This window comes from Algoriphagus sp. A40, from assembly GCF_002002735.1.
GTDB lineage: Bacteria > Bacteroidota > Bacteroidia > Cytophagales > Cyclobacteriaceae > Algoriphagus.
The window spans coordinates 89,005-103,626 of the sequence record NZ_MUNY01000061.1 but is presented as its reverse complement, the minus strand read 5'-3'; the positions used below and the strand labels follow the sequence as shown (position 1 = coordinate 103,626).

At 44.3% G+C, this 14,622-nt stretch carries 13 protein-coding genes; 9 read left to right on the top strand and 4 right to left on the bottom strand.

Annotated elements, in window-relative coordinates:
• Positions 1-61 precede the first annotated feature (61 nt).
• The 9 genes from holA to trmB all read left to right on the top strand — a co-directional run bounded on the left by holA (position 62) and on the right by trmB (position 10,721).
• A complete protein-coding gene (holA, locus tag B0E43_RS15795) occupies positions 62-1,084 on the top strand; it encodes a DNA polymerase III subunit delta (RefSeq protein ID WP_077351471.1) in 1,023 nt (340 codons plus the stop codon).
• 18 nt (positions 1,085-1,102) lie between these two features.
• Entirely contained in the window at positions 1,103-4,090 is a 2,988-nt protein-coding gene (locus B0E43_RS15790) for a tetratricopeptide repeat protein (RefSeq protein ID WP_077351469.1), read from the top strand.
• A 3-nt stretch (positions 4,091-4,093) separates the two neighbouring features.
• Complete coding sequence (locus B0E43_RS15785; RefSeq protein WP_139352789.1) at positions 4,094-5,809, top strand: TonB-dependent receptor; 1,716 nt, start codon at positions 4,094-4,096, stop codon at positions 5,807-5,809.
• 67 nt (positions 5,810-5,876) lie between these two features.
• Positions 5,877-6,716, top strand: coding sequence for a hypothetical protein (locus B0E43_RS15780; RefSeq protein ID WP_077351465.1), 840 nt, complete (start codon positions 5,877-5,879; stop codon positions 6,714-6,716).
• Between the two features lie 40 nt (positions 6,717-6,756).
• A complete protein-coding gene (locus tag B0E43_RS15775; RefSeq protein ID WP_254423443.1) occupies positions 6,757-7,404 on the top strand; it encodes a MotA/TolQ/ExbB proton channel family protein in 648 nt (215 codons plus the stop codon).
• A 2-nt stretch (positions 7,405-7,406) separates the two neighbouring features.
• On the top strand, positions 7,407-7,796 hold the full coding sequence (locus B0E43_RS15770) for a biopolymer transporter ExbD (protein WP_077351461.1): 390 nt from the start codon (positions 7,407-7,409) through the stop codon (positions 7,794-7,796).
• Positions 7,797-7,799: 3 nt separating this feature from the next.
• Positions 7,800-8,756 (top strand): energy transducer TonB, encoded by a 957-nt coding sequence (locus tag B0E43_RS15765; protein ID WP_077351459.1) that lies wholly within the window; start codon positions 7,800-7,802, stop codon positions 8,754-8,756.
• A gap of 3 nt (positions 8,757-8,759) precedes the next feature.
• The gene (locus tag B0E43_RS15760) at positions 8,760-10,058 is read left to right on the top strand and encodes a folylpolyglutamate synthase/dihydrofolate synthase family protein (RefSeq protein WP_077351458.1); all 1,299 of its coding nucleotides are present in this window, start codon (positions 8,760-8,762) and stop codon (positions 10,056-10,058) included.
• Positions 10,059-10,721: a tRNA (guanosine(46)-N7)-methyltransferase TrmB gene (gene trmB, locus B0E43_RS15755; protein ID WP_077351456.1), complete on the top strand. Its 663-nt coding sequence runs from the start codon at positions 10,059-10,061 to the stop codon at positions 10,719-10,721.
• Here trmB and B0E43_RS15750 read toward each other — a convergent pair.
• The 4 genes from B0E43_RS15750 to B0E43_RS15735 are packed head-to-tail and all read right to left on the bottom strand — an operon-like array spanning position 10,711 to position 14,605.
• Positions 10,711-11,589, bottom strand: a complete 879-nt coding sequence (locus B0E43_RS15750; RefSeq protein ID WP_077351454.1) for a 3-hydroxyacyl-CoA dehydrogenase — start codon at positions 11,587-11,589, stop codon at positions 10,711-10,713. The two genes, trmB and B0E43_RS15750, sit on opposite strands and share 11 nt — an antisense overlap.
• Positions 11,590-11,595: 6 nt before the next feature.
• Entirely contained in the window at positions 11,596-12,633 is a 1,038-nt protein-coding gene (locus tag B0E43_RS15745) for a phosphotransferase family protein (protein WP_077351452.1), read from the bottom strand.
• Positions 12,617-13,828 (bottom strand): acyl-CoA dehydrogenase family protein, encoded by a 1,212-nt coding sequence (locus tag B0E43_RS15740; RefSeq protein WP_077351450.1) that lies wholly within the window; start codon positions 13,826-13,828, stop codon positions 12,617-12,619. Before B0E43_RS15740 ends, B0E43_RS15745 begins: the two co-directional genes overlap by 17 nt.
• A 9-nt stretch (positions 13,829-13,837) precedes the next feature.
• Positions 13,838-14,605, bottom strand: coding sequence for an SDR family NAD(P)-dependent oxidoreductase (locus B0E43_RS15735; RefSeq protein WP_077351448.1), 768 nt, complete (start codon positions 14,603-14,605; stop codon positions 13,838-13,840).
• Positions 14,606-14,622 lie beyond the last annotated feature (17 nt).

The following is a 14,622-nucleotide window of genomic DNA, read 5'->3' as shown; positions in this document are numbered from 1 at the left end:
CTTGTTTTTGCTCCCATTTCCTTCTTGCTGTTATCTTTAAACCGTCTAGTTTTTCCAATCCATGCCCCATTCTCCTGAAGCAGTTCTTAAAGACCTGAAAGCTAAAAAGTTTGCGCCGATTTACTTTTTGGAAGGGGATGAACCCTATTTCATCGACTTGATCTCTGATTACATTGAGAAAAATGCAATCGCAGAACACGAAAAGGGGTTCAACCAGCTGGTGATGTATGGGAAGGATTCCCAAGTCAATGTGATCCTGAGCAATGCCAGGAAATTCCCGATGATGGCAGACCGGCAGGTCGTGATCGTGAAGGAGGCCCAAAGTATTCCCGATCTTGGAAAAGAAGACGCGCAAAAGCTATTGATCAGCTACGTTAATAATCCCTTGCCAAGTACCATTCTTGTTTTTGCACACAAGCATAAAAAGCTGGACGGGAGAGGATCTTTGAAAAAAGAACTGGATAAAAAGACGGTTTTTGTCAATGCGGAGAAAGTCAAAGATTGGTTGCTCATTGGTTGGGTGGAGTCTTATTTCAAGGATTTGGGGCATCAGATAGAGTCGAAAGCTGCCCAGCTTTTGGCTGATTCGATTGGGAATAACCTGGAAGTGATCACAAACGAGGTTGGAAAAATGTTGATCAATTTTCCCGAGCCGACTAAATTCACCCCCGATCACATTTCAAAGTACATCGGGATCAACAAAGAATACAACAACTTTGAGTTGACCAAGGCAATCGGGTACAGAGATGTGATGAAAGCCAATCAGATCATTCAGTATTTTATCCAAAACCCAAAATCTCACCCGATTATCCCGATTTTTTCATTGTTGTATAACTATTTCAGCAAAATAGCCCTTGTCCACCGGGCTGGACCGATGCCGGACAATCAACTGGCAGGCGCGATCGGAGTCAATCCTTATGGCTTAAAAGAATACCTAGCCGCCTCCAAAAACTTCAAATTGGGCAAGGTAATTGATGTGTTCGCATACATCAAAGAGGCAGATCTTCGTTTCAAAGGAGTAGACTCCGGAAGCATGGATGAAGGTGAAATCCTCCGCGAACTGGTGTATAAGATTTTGCACTGATTACCCAAAAGCCAAACTATGAAATACTACCTGGTGCTGCTTGCGGGCCTGGGGATGGGTGTGGACGCTTTTTCACAATCCACACTTTATCAGACCAGCACCCAGCAAGCTCTGGATTACCATTTGGAGCTTTTCGACAAACAGCTCTTTTCTACCTCGCTCTACGACAACAGTCGACTGCTCGATCAGTCTCTTAGTGGTGAACAGCAAAAATCAGCTGAATTGCACCGGGCCATGGCTGCACTTCAGATTGAGAGTCCAGACGGACCCGGTTTGATGAAAACCTACATATTCGATCACGGCAATCATCCCACGGTAACTACGGCTGGGCTTTACTTGGGAGATCATTTTTTCTACAAAAAAAATTACAAAGAGGCGGTCGATGGTTATGCCTTGGTAAATACCAACAGTCTGGGGGAAACCAACAAAGCTGATGTCCTTTTCAAGCAGGGATATTCTCATTTTCAATTGAAAAACAGTGCTGCCGCAGCTCCTTTTTTTGATCAGGCAAAAGTTCTCAATCAACCCATCAGTGCGGATGCCTATTATTACAGTGGCTTTATCGCCATGGAAAGCGGAAACAATGCCAAAGCAATTGCTGATTTGCAGGCTGCCGGGAAATCCACATTTTATGCGACCAAAGTTCCCTATTTGCTGACCGCACTTTATTATCAGGAGGGGAATTATGATCAGGTGATCAGCTATGCTGAGCCGCTTTTGTCTTCGGGTCAAAATCTGGATCGGAAGGAAACCATCCATCTTTATTTGGCCGAGGCGTATTATGTCAAGAAGGATTTTGCCAATGCGGCTAAAAATTACGATGCCTTCATCAATGCTCAAAAAGGGGTGCTTTCCAGAGAGGAAGTTTATAAGGCTGGAATTTCTTTTTTCGAACTCGGAAATTACCAGCGCGCTACGGACTACCTGAAAGTTTCCGCATCAGCCACTGATGAAATCGGGCAGTCTTCCAGCTATTATTTGGGCCATTCTTATCTGAAACTGGACAATTACCAATTTGCCACCACCAGCTTCCAGGCTGCTTCCAAATCCAGTTTCAACAAGCAAATCCAAGAAGAATCGCTTTTCAACTTTGCGAAAGCAAACCTTCAAAAAGGCACTTTCTCCACTGCGATTAGCGCTTTGGATGAATATCTTGAAACTTACCCTTCGGGAAAAAACAGGGCAGAAGCAGAAAATTTGCTGTCGGAGGCTTTGATCAATTCTAGCGATTACCTACGGGCGATAGACCAAATGGATAAAATCCGAAACAAGTCCCCGAGAATTCAATCAGCTTACCAAAAAGTAGCCTATTACCAAGCGATGGTCTATTATCGGGACCAAAAGTATAAGCAGGCCTTGGCTTTGTTGGACAAGTCTCAGGCTTTTCCGGTTGATAAGGATTTGATGTTGGAAACTCATTTTTGGAAAGGGGAGATTCATGCTGCTGATGGTAATCTGCCTCAGGCAATTCGTTCTTACGAGTCTGTAAGAGCACTGAATCCTCCGACGACCAATGTCTTTTTGCTAAAAACCCACTATGGCTTGGGCTATGCCTATTTCAATTCCCAAAACTATCCCAAAGCGGAGGAGCAATTGAGGATTTATACCGAAAAACTCCGCGGTAGAGACGACAAGCTCTTTTATGACGATGCCTTGCTTCGGCTTGGAGATGCGCAATACGTGCAAAAGAAATTTGGAGAGTCATCTGCTACTTTTCAGCGGGCCATATCCGAATCCAATTCCCAAATAGACTATGCCTATTACCGACTGGCAGTGGTGCAAAACTTCCAATCTCAAAACAATGAAGCTTTGGGAAATTTGGATCGGCTTATTTCCGGATTTCCAAGCAGTTTGAACATTGAGGATGCCATGTATCTCAAAGGCCAGATTTATCTGGAGGAAGTTCGGTACAACGAAGCCTCCAGGGCATTTTCTGATTTGATTTCCGGAAGACCGAATTCACCATTTGTTCCTTATGCCTTGGAAGGTCGGGCTGTTGCCAATTTCTCAGCCCAGAATTATGATCAGACGATCGCTGATTACAAATCAATATTGGATAATCATCCAAATGCTGAAAACTCGGAAACAGCGCTAAAGGGACTTCAGGAAACCTTGGCTTTGCAAGGGAGATCAGCTGAATTCGGAGATTATCTTGCTCGATACAAAGGATCAAATCCCGGTTCTGGAAATGTGCAGTCTCTGGAATTTGAATCAGCCAAAAGCCTATATCTGGATAAGAATTATGCACAGGCTGCCCGAGCTTTTGAAAACTATCTCAGAAGCTATCCTCAATCTGCTCAGCGTTCGGAAGCACTTTATTTTGCAGGAGACGCATTTGTGCTGGCTGGTGACCAAGACAGAGGATTGGGGTATTTCAGACAACTGGAAAAAGAACCGTCCTCGCCACAGCGTGCCCGTGCAATGCAGAAAATCGGGGTTATTGAACTTGAAAGAGGGAATTATGCAGCAGCAATTCCGTATTTGGAGGCTGCTTCGCAAAACGCCAGAAGTAAAGTGGAAGAGGCTGAGTCTGTTCAAGGCCTGATGATCGCCAATTTTGCAACGCGCAAATTTCAGCAGTCCATTACCAATGCCGAGAAACTGATGACTTTGGACGGGATCATTCCAGAATCCACTCCCAAAGCCTTGCTGACCAAAGCAAAAGCACAACGGGAAATGAATCAAAAAGCCCAAGCGGAGCTGACTTTGCAAAATTTGGTGAATGATCACAAAACTGTCCAGGGTGCTGAGGGATTGTATTTACTGGCTTTTTCTCTTCAGGAAAAAGGAGATGTGCCTAAGTCCAACGAAGCCATTTTTGATTTCTCTGGGCCATTTGCGGACTTTGATTTTTGGTATGGGAAAATGTTCCTTTTGCTGGCTGACAATTACCAAAAAACAGGTGAGGACTTTCAGGCTAAAGCCACTTTGGAATCCATCGTAGAGAAATCAACCAATGCCGAAATCAAAGCTGAAGCTGAGGCAAAACTCAAAACCCTGAACTAATCCATGAAAAAATCAACCGTAATACTATTCTTTGCCGGTGCGTTTTCTTTGGGGAATTCATTGGTTTTAGCTCAAACCCAAAAACAAGGAGCAGTCCAGGATCAGGAATTTGTGATCCGAAAGGATCGAGTGCTGACTGTTCCGACTCAGCCGCGTTCCTTTGAGCGGATGCCGGTTTTGCCCCAGCCGAAAGGATTGGGAGAGTTCAACTATGTCGTTACGCCTTTCTTTTTAAACCTTCCTGCACTGAAGCTTCAGCCGACTGCTTTGCAAAAAGACTATCGTCAGCCAAAAGTGGATTTGTATCCGGGATTTGTCCGGGCTGGCTATGGTAATTTTGCTTCACCGCTTTTGGAGGGGAGATATATGTCAACCCAGGCAGATCCACTGAACTATGCCTTGAAATTCAAGCATCAAAGCTTTGGGAAAGGTCCGGTTGCTGCTGAGCAAAGTGCAGAGTCGCATACTGTGTTTGGAGCTGAAGGAAGCTACTTTACCGAAATGTTGGAAGTGTTTGGTGGATTAAACTGGGGACAGGACAAATATTCCTTTTACGGAGTTGATCCGGTTCTTTTTGAAAATCTGGATGAGCCTTTTGAAGCCTCAAACAATGTTTTGAATAACGTGCAGATTCAAGCGGGAATCCGGGATATTGAAAAGACAGGGCCTTTTTCCTACGAAGGCAAGTTGAGTTTTCGAAATTTCAAAGACAGCTATGCAGCCAAAGAAAATGAAATTGGGATTCAAGCAGGAGGGAAGTTCAGAACTGAATTGGGTTGGTCAGGAAACGTGGATTTGGCCTATTTTCATACCAACCCAAATGATGTGAACTATCAGGAAAAGCGGAATTACTTCTCAGTCCGTCCGCGGATTACATACAATTACGAGGCGTTTCAGTTTACTGCCGGATTGAACCTGGTCTCTGAAAATGATTCCATTGCCGACAAATCCAGTGACTTTCACATTTTCCCGGTATTGAAAGCGAGTTATCAATTTGCAGATGCCTTTGGGTTTTATGGGGAATTTTCAGGAGATGTACAGCGAAATACCTATTTCAGCTTTGTCAACGAAAATCCATTTTTGGGTCCAAGCGAACAATTGCTGAATACCGTCAATAATTACAAAATCGAAGGTGGGATAGAAGGCCTGTTTCAGGAGGCATTTCACTATCGTGCAGGGGTTAATGTCAGCCGATTTAACCAGATGCACTTTTTTGTGAATTCGCTTTCGGATTCGTCAAGATTCGAAATCGTCTATGACGACAAGACTACTGTCGCCAATCTCAATGCTGAGTTGGGTTTCAAAATCAGTGATATGTATTCCCTCGGAAGCCGCTTGGATCTTTATCAATATGAGCTTGGAACGCAGCAGGAAGCCTGGCACCGCCCGGTTTGGGAAGTGCGGATCAACAATCAAGTGACTCCGATAGATAGACTTTTGATTCAGGCAAACCTAAATTTTATGGGGGGAGTGAAGGGAAGAGGAGCTTTAATTGAGCCAGATTTGGGCGAAGTCGGAGGAATCTATGTTCCTACAACTTATGAAGTAATTAACCTCAAAACCATTGCAGATCTGCAGTTAAAGGCCGATTTCAAAATCACAGAACGATTCTCTGTTTTTGCTGAGGGCAACAATATTCTAAACGGGAAAAATACCCGTTGGCTGAACTATCCGGTGCGGGGAATCCAGCTGATCGGTGGAGCTAGTTTCAAATTCTGATATAGTTTGGTCTGAAGGTTGGCCTTTCGCCGCATTTCGGTTAGTTTCGTAGCTTTCCCAATTGAACATGTCGCCAATAGATTCAGATAAAAAACAGTGGCCAGATCCTAAGGATTATGGACTTCCATATGTGGAGATTACTCCGATTCGGACCAAAACTGAACTTGGGAAATCAGAAAGTAAAAAAACACTTTCTGAACCTGAAAAAATTGGTGAAACTAGAGAAAAAAATAGCGCTCCGGCTCTTTCCCAGACTAAAATAGAGCAAGTACAGGAAGTAAAAACTCCTGAAGAAAAGGCTCAAAGTCCAAAGTCCAGCCCAAGTGTAAATAAACCTTTGGAGGAGAAAAAATCAGGAGCATGGGTTTGGGCAGTGGTCTTGATCGGGCTTGGAATTGTTTCAGTGATTGTTTGGCAAATCCAATCCAGGAAGGATTCATCGCCTGCGGAAGTGGTTACAGAATCCATTGCCAAACCTGCTGAGGAAACCGAGCCTGAAGCAGCAGTTCAGCTTCCAGATTCTACCACAACTGAGCAAATTCAAAATCCTGTAAATCAGGATTCTATAACAAGTCCTAATATTTCAAATCCTAATATTTCTAAACCTGCTGAAACTGGTACAACTATTGCCAATACAGCTACAGGGAAATTAATTCGAGTAGAAGCAAAAGCAGAGCGACCACAGTATTTCATTATTGTTGGAAGCTTGCCAAATGAGAAAATGGCGACAGAGGAGGCTAATCAGTATTTCGGAAAATCACCTGAAATTTATCTGATTACCCCTTATGATGGGGGGAAATATTACCGCCTCGGGCTTTTAAAATTTGACAGCTTTAAGTTGGCCGCTGCAAAACTCGAAGAAATAAAATCCCAGTACACCGAAGAATTGTGGATTTTGAAATATTAATATGCTGCTGCAAACACTCTCAACTGACAGTTTAACTTCTATGGACAGTCTGGCCTCTGGTGCCGGCGCCGAAAGCATTGGCCTTCTGGATCTCTTGATCAAAGGAGGATACATGATGATTCCCCTCTACCTTTTGTTTGTTTTGGCGATTTTCATCTTTATCCAGAAACTGATTACACTAAACAAAGCTTCTAAAACTCCTGGCCATCTGTTGGACCAAGTCAAGGTTTTGGTTCAAAGCGGGCAGATCGACAAAGCCAAAATGCTCTGCGCAGGGGAAAATACCCCTGTAGCCAATATGATTGCAAAGGGTATCGAACGGATCGGGTCACCTTTGAAAAATATTGAGGTTTCCATTGAAAATGTCGGGAAAATCGAGATTTACAAACTGGAAAAAAATCTTGGTTTGTTAGCTACCGTTTCCGGTGCAGCGCCAATGATCGGTTTCTTGGGAACTGTGACAGGGATGATTCAAGCTTTCATCTCCATTGCCCAAGAGGAGGGAATGGTTTCTCCCAAATTGCTTTCCTCAGGGATTTATGAAGCAATGATCACGACGGCAGCCGGTTTGGTGGTCGGTATCATTGCTTACTTAGGTTACAATTATCTGGTGACTCAGGTTTCTAAGCTGGTTCACAACATGGAGTACACTTCAGTTGAATTTATTGACCTTTTACAGGATAAATAATAATGGGACTTCAGGCAAAAAATAAGGTTGACGCATCATTTAGCATGTCTTCAATGACAGACATTATCTTTCTGCTGTTGATTTTTTTCATGTTGACATCTTCCTTTATTACCCCATCAGGTCTTCCTGTGAATTTGCCTTCGAGTGAGGCTTCAGACATAATCATGCAGGAGGTTACTGTGTCTGTGACCAAGGATCTACGTTATTCAGTCAATGACCGAATCGTGAGCCGAGATCAGATCAAAGCGGAGTTGACCGCTCTTTTGCAGGGAAAAAAAGGTCAGGTTGTTTTGCACATTGACAAGGAAGTTCCCGTTGAATATTTAGTGGAAATTGGAGGCATTGCAGCTGGACTGGAAGCAAATGTTTCCATTGCCACCCAACCCTACTAAGCCATGCAGACCTGGAACGCAGATCAAGTCGAAAAGGACAGTAAGCGAAAATCCGCCGTCATTACGATCGTGGTGAATATCCTTTTGCTCTTGGCGTTCTATTTCATTGTAGTTTGGAAAGAGCAGATTCCACCACTTCCTACCTATGGTTTGGAGCTGAATCTGGTATTTATGGATACCGGTTCAGGTAATCGAAACAGCCCAAATGCTCCATCAGAAACTCCCTCCGAAAGTGTGGAGCAGGCCGCACCCGGTGAAGTAGCACAGGCTGTAACCCAACCAGCCACTCCGGCACCAAGTCCAAAAACAGAAACCGCAAAGCCGAAAACGGCTTCCAAACCAGCGGCAAATCAAGCTGTGACTACCAAACCTTCTCCGATAAAAGGGGAAGAAAAAGCTGCGGTAGAAACTGAAAAGCCTCAACCGACCAAAACTGAACCTACCAAGACGGTTACAACTCCGGCAAAATCCGAAGCAGAAACCACTACCCAAAAAGCTCCTGAAAAACCTAAAATTGACCAGAGAGCGATATTTGGGGCTGGAGGAACCTCCGGTAAAAGCACTACGCCTGCATCAGGAGGCGCTCAGGGATCAAGCAATGCCAAAGGTGATGAAGGAAAGCCGACAGGAACTGTAGACGGGCGTGCAATCATGGGTGAAGGCAGCGGTAAAGGAACAGCTTCTGGAGCAGGATATAGTTTGGATCTTGCCGGATGGGATTTCGCTTCCAGACCGACTATCAACGACCGGGTTTCTACCAGAAATGGCCGAATTGTTTTTAAGATCACCATTGATGATGGTGGCCGAGTTGTTCAGGCGGTTCCATTAGAATATAACGTTTCAAATGACGTGCTGGCCTATTACCGTCAGGTAGTCAACCAGATCAATTTCAAAAAGCAAGGTGGTACCGCTGCTGATTTTTCTACGGGTAAAATCACCTTTATCATCAAGGTCGATTAACAAATGACTTACCAGGAGACGCTGGATTACCTTTTCAATTCCCTGCCCATGTTTCAACGCGTGGGCGCTTCAGCTTTTCGGAAGGATCTCCATAATACCCTGGCCCTTTGCGCCCATTTGGGAAATCCTGAACGAAAATTAAAATCCATCCATGTTGCCGGTACCAATGGAAAAGGAAGTACTTCTCATACTTTGGCGGCAATTTTCCAATCGGCTGGTTACAAAACAGGTCTTTATACCTCACCTCACCTCAAGTCTTTTACCGAACGGATCCGCATCAACGGGCTGGATATAAGTGAGGATGCCGTCGTTCAGTTTGTCGCCGAAAACAAAGAATTTCTGGATGAACTGAAGCCTAGTTTCTTTGAAATGACGGTGGGAATGGCCTTTTGGTACTTTGAGCAGCAGAAAGTAGATATCGCAGTGATCGAGGTAGGAATGGGCGGTCGATTGGACAGCACCAATGTGATTCATCCTGAACTTTGCGTGATCACCAATATCGGCTTTGACCACATGCAGTTTTTGGGAGGAACCTTACCTGAAATTGCGGCTGAAAAAGCAGGAATAATGAAAGCTGGTGTTCCGGTGGTGATTAGTCAGACACAGGAAGAAACTTCTTCAGTATTTATTAAAAAGGCTTCCGAGATGAATGCTCAGATTTTATTTGCTGAAGATGAATTTGAGATTAAGAGAAAAGGAGAAAAGCGAATTGGGAACAAGCTTTTGGCTGAGTATATCGTCAAAAGTGGGCCAGATGATTTTACTCTGAAATTTGGGCTTTTGGGAAATTACCAAAGGCTGAACCTTCCCGGAATTCTTGAATCGGTTGAGCAACTGAGAAAGCAGGGCTGGGAAATTTCAGAAGAAGCAAAGAAAAAAGGCTTGTCTGATGTCGTGACCTTGACCGGATTGAAAGGACGCTGGCAGGTTTTGGGCGAAAAGCCGATTGTAATAGCTGATACAGGACATAACGAGCCGGGAATCCAAGAGATACTTTCCCAGCTGAAAACCTACACCTATCAAAACCTCTGGATGGTTTTAGGAATGGTTCAGGACAAGGATATTTCAATGATTTTGACTTTGCTGCCAAAGAAGGCTACCTATGTTTTTTGCAATGCAGAAATTCCCCGTGCCTTGCCGGCAGTTCAATTGGCTGAAAAAGCATTCAAATTTGGCTTGAAGGGAGAAATCATACCAGATGTCAATGAAGCTTTAAACTTTGCCCGAAAAAATGCCGGACCGGATGACCTGATATTTGTGGGAGGCAGTACTTTTGTGGTCGCAGAAATCGACGACCTTTAAATGAGTAGAAAAAAGATGGTTCGCTTCGCCGAAAACGAAGTGAATCCCAATGTAATTCAGGCTGGGAAGCCCATTTTTGAAACTATCAAAGGCCACTGGAACGACAGCCAGTTCCAAAACCAAAATCCAATCGTGGTAGAATTGGCCTGCGGACGTGGGGAATTCACAGTTGGATTGGGCCGCGAATATCCGAATCAGAACTTCATCGGAGTAGATATCAAAGGCAGCAGAATCTGGAAAGGAAGTTCAACCGCAACGGCCGAAGGCATTACCAATGTAGCTTTCCTTAGAACCCAGATTCAAAATCTGAGCGAGTTTTTTGGGGAAGGGGAGATCTCTGAACTTTGGATTACTTTTCCCGATCCTTTTCCAAGAGAAGGCGATGAGAAGCGTAGATTGACTTCACCTCGATTTTTGGATATGTATAAACCAATGATCAAGTCTGGTGGCATCGTCCATTTCAAAACAGACAACACCGGGCTTTTTGATTATTCCCTTGAATTGGTAAAATCAAGAGAGGACATCGAAGTGATCGCTTTTACCGCGGATTTTTACCAAAGTGAAATGAAGGATGACCATCACGGCATAAAAACCAAATACGAAAAGCTCTTTTCAGACAAAGGGGAAAAGATCAAATATCTAAAATTTAGGTTTATAGCATAAAATCCGAATCTCGGTATTTTGGGTTGGGATAAGAATAGAAACCTTCCCCTGATTTCTCTCCAAATTTGCCCTGGTCGATATAGGATTTCAAAAGTCCTGCAAAAGCTTGAGATGCCCGGTCTGGCATTTTGTGGGTGACATGCCAGGCAGTTTCCAGACCTATCGAATCCAAAATACCAAATGGCCCCATTGGCATATGGAAATTGACCATCCAGGATCGGTCAATATCTTCGATGGTGGCCACTTCTCCGGTCAACAACTTCCCCGCTGTACCGAGCAATGCCATCAGCATCGTATTGAATATGTATCCGGGATTTTCCTTTTTCAGAACCACGGGCACCTGATTAAGTTTTCTACCCAAATCTTCCAAAATAGGAATCAAAGCCAGATCAGTCCCCGGATGTGGCATGATATCGACTACTCTGGAGTAGAAAACATCGTGAAAATGGAATGCGCAAAACTTCTCTGGCCGGCCTGAATCCTCTGCAAACATAGAGGCTAACATGAAGGAGGTATTGGTGGTGAAAATGGTCTTTTCAGGAGCAATTTCACCAAACTGCCTCCAGACCCTTTTCTTGATATCGGCTTCCTCGGTGACACTTTCATTGATTAAATCCGCATCTGCCACAGCTTCCTTTGGATTCATAGTGAACTTGATCCGTGCTAAAACTTCCCGGTCCTGACCTTTGCTGATTTGTCCCGATCGGTGAAGCTGCAGCAGGATTTTTTGCATAGTGGCTAGAGAAAAATCAAGGGATTTATGCTCAATATCAAAGACGGTCACCTGAAATCCTGAAATAGCTGCCTGTAAAGCTACCCGTGAACCAAGAGTTCCAGCGCCAAGGATGCAAATGTTTGAAATGGTCATACGTGATTAGATTTTTTCAGACTTAATGCTTTCCAAAGCTTTTTGTCCCGCAGCATTCACAACGTGGATTAATTCTCCAAACCTCTTGTCCTTTGCAAATCCTTGGGTATATCGCTTGTAGATCTGTTGGGCGATTCCAGCGACTTTGAATAAGCCGAAAACATAATAGAATAGCATATTACTCAAGTCCAGGGGACTCCTTTGGGCATAATAGTCAATCACCTCAGCCCGGTTCAGGTTACCAGGCAGGTAAGTCAGACCGAACATTTTCAAAATATCCGGGTCATTTGACTCCGCCCAATAGGCAAGTGAGGTGCCCAAGTCCATCAGTGGATCACCCACTGTAGCCATTTCCCAATCCAAAACGGCATTGATTTCCGAGACATTTTGGAGATTAAGCACCAGGTTGTCGTATTTGTAATCGTTGTGGATGAATCCACTGTTTTCAGTGCTGGGGAGGTTGGATTGGAGCCAGTTGGCAACCTGGATCATTTCTGGTATAGAATCAGTTTTGGCCCTCAAATAGCGGTCTATCCATCCATCTACCTGGCGTTTTACATAACCCTCTGCTTTGCCTAATCTATGCAATCCTGAGACCTCCAATTCCAATTGATGAAGTTCCAAAAGACTGTCTAGGGTGTTTTCTGAAAGTTTTCGAAAATCCTCTGAATTCAATTGTATTCCTTTTGGGACCCTATTTCGAAGGACATACCCTTCCACCCATTCCATGATTAGTAAGGGTGTGCCGCTCAATTCTTCGTCCTCGTATATGACAACCGGTTTAGGAGCTTTTTTGTAACCAGCCTTGTATAAAGCTTCCAGGACTTGGCTTTCCCTGACCATGTCATGAGCCTTGCTGATTTTTTCACCAAACGGAGCCCTGCGCATGGCAAATTTGCCAATTGGACTTTCGACCAAAAAAGTGAGGTTAGAAAATCCTCCGGATACTTGAGTGATCCGGGTTTGATCTTCATCCCAATTCAGTGACTTTTTCCAGAATTCCTTTAGTTTTTTGAAATCCAGAGGATTATCTACGGTTGCCATAGGATTTTAGAATGTGTTTTGCCAAAGCTGACTTATGAACCTCATCCGGCCCATCATAGATTCTCGCTCCACGTTCATGACGATACCAGAAGGAGAGAAGCGTGTCATCCGTAATCCCCAAAGCTCCATGCACCTGAATCGCCCGGTCAATTACTTTCATCAGGACATCGGCGACAAAGAATTTAATCGTAGAGATATCTTCCCGGACTTCCTTGGCCCCGAATTGCTGCATTTTAGAGGCTGTGTCCAAAACCATCAGTCGGCTAGCCTTGATTTCAGCTCGGCTTTCGGCAATCCAGTTTTGGATGGTCTGCTTTTCGGCTAATGGCTTTCCAAAATCCAATTCCCTGGTAATTGCCCTTTTGCACATCATGTCAAAAACCCGCTCGCAGATCCCAATCCACCGCATGCAATGATGAATCCTCCCTGGTCCGAGCCGCTCCTGTGCCAAAGCAAATCCATGGCCTTCTATGCCGATCAGATTGGAAACCGGAACGATACAATCTTCAAACCGGACTTCTGAGTGAGAAAGGTAATCCTCTCCGGCTTCGCCCATTATCGGAATTTTCCTGACATGTTTGTACCCAGGATTGTCCAGGGGCACAATGAGCATGCTGGCACGCTGATAGGGAGATTCTGCATTTGGGTTTGTCACAGCCATCACTATGGAAAATGCAGCACCATCCGCCGCTGTCGTGAACCATTTGTGCCCATTGATCCGATAAAAATTTTCCTCCCGAACAGCTGAAGTACTCAAGTGAACAGGATTGCTTCCGGCATGCTCCGGTTCTGTCATTGCAAAACAACTTCTGATTTTACCTTCTTGGAGTGGTTTGAGCCAAGTTTCTTTTTGGTATTCTGAGCCAAAAAGATGAAGCAATTCCATGTTGCCTATGTCGGGCGCATTGCAATTGAATACATAATGCCCAATTGGGCTTTGTCCCAAAATCTCAGACACATGCGCAAACTGAACCAGATTCAAACCGACTCCGCCTTCAGTTTTGGGAAGATGTGGGGCAAAAAGTCCCTGAATTTTGGCCTTTGATCTAAGTGATTCAATCAGAGGTAGGAAACTTCGAAATGGGCCTTTGACAACCGCAAGGTCAATTTGGAAAAGCTCATTTTTAACGAATTGTCTGTACTTTTCAAGGAGAGTGGGAAGCTCATCTTGGGGGAAATTTTGGGTGGATTGCATGGAGAATTTTTAAATCGTAAATCCCCCGTCAGCTGTAAAGATCCCTCCAGTGGTGTAGGAGGAAGCTGAGGCGGCAAGAAAAAGTGCCATCAATCCTACCTCTTCAGATGTTCCGGATCGCTTGATGGCAAGTTTCTTAATGATCGAGCCCATAATTTTATCATTTGACCAGAGTGCTTCCGAAAATTTGGTTTCGATCAGTCCCGGGCAAATGGCATTGACACGAATTTTGGCCTCGCCCCATTCTTTTGCATAGACCTTCGTGAGGGAAATCAAGGCTGCTTTGGAAACAGAATAAATCCCCAAACCTGATTCAGGAGAGAGTCCTCCGATTGAACTGATATTGATAACTGAAGCACCTGATGACCTTCTCAAATAGGGGAAACATAGCCGGCAAAGTTCAAATGGGGCCTTCACATTGACATTCATGATTTTGTCAAAAGCTTCTAGGCTTGTCTCATGGACAGGGCCAAAAACCGGATTTACAGCAGCATTGTTGACCAGAATATCAATCGTTCCATATTTTTCTACTGCCTTTTCTACGAGTTGGGTGAGTTCCGGCATGTTCCCGACATTGCATGCAATTCCTGTGGCTTCGTATCCTTGAGATTTAAGTTGATTTGCCTTTTCGTCAAGTGCATCCTGCTTTCGGCTGCTGATGACCACTTTTGCTCCGGCTGCTGCGAAAACCTCCGCAATGCCAAATCCAATTCCTTTACTCGCCCCTGTGATCAGGGCAACTTTTCCATCTAAAGAAAAAACAGAGGATAAATCCATGTGTTTTGGGTTATATT

Bases quoted from the DNA above. Each gene is read 5' to 3' on its own strand.
- B0E43_RS15780 (WP_077351465.1), top strand. From the start codon at position 5,877: ATGTCGCCAATAGATTCAGATAAAAAACAGTGGCCAGATCCTAAGGAT.
- B0E43_RS15790 (WP_077351469.1), top strand. From the start codon at position 1,103: ATGAAATACTACCTGGTGCTGCTTGCGGGCCTGGGGATGGGTGTGGAC.
- B0E43_RS15750 (WP_077351454.1), bottom strand. From the start codon at position 11,589: ATGACCATTTCAAACATTTGCATCCTTGGCGCTGGAACTCTTGGTTCA.
- B0E43_RS15735 (WP_077351448.1), bottom strand. From the start codon at position 14,605: ATGGATTTATCCTCTGTTTTTTCTTTAGATGGAAAAGTTGCCCTGATC.
- B0E43_RS15740 (WP_077351450.1), bottom strand. From the start codon at position 13,828: ATGCAATCCACCCAAAATTTCCCCCAAGATGAGCTTCCCACTCTCCTT.
- B0E43_RS15785 (WP_139352789.1), top strand. From the start codon at position 4,094: ATGAAAAAATCAACCGTAATACTATTCTTTGCCGGTGCGTTTTCTTTG.
- B0E43_RS15745 (WP_077351452.1), bottom strand. From the start codon at position 12,633: ATGGCAACCGTAGATAATCCTCTGGATTTCAAAAAACTAAAGGAATTC.
- B0E43_RS15770 (WP_077351461.1), top strand. From the start codon at position 7,407: ATGGGACTTCAGGCAAAAAATAAGGTTGACGCATCATTTAGCATGTCT.
- B0E43_RS15775 (WP_254423443.1), top strand. From the start codon at position 6,757: ATGGACAGTCTGGCCTCTGGTGCCGGCGCCGAAAGCATTGGCCTTCTG.
- trmB (WP_077351456.1), top strand. From the start codon at position 10,059: ATGAGTAGAAAAAAGATGGTTCGCTTCGCCGAAAACGAAGTGAATCCC.
- B0E43_RS15765 (WP_077351459.1), top strand. From the start codon at position 7,800: ATGCAGACCTGGAACGCAGATCAAGTCGAAAAGGACAGTAAGCGAAAA.
- holA (WP_077351471.1), top strand. From the start codon at position 62: ATGCCCCATTCTCCTGAAGCAGTTCTTAAAGACCTGAAAGCTAAAAAG.
- B0E43_RS15760 (WP_077351458.1), top strand. From the start codon at position 8,760: ATGACTTACCAGGAGACGCTGGATTACCTTTTCAATTCCCTGCCCATG.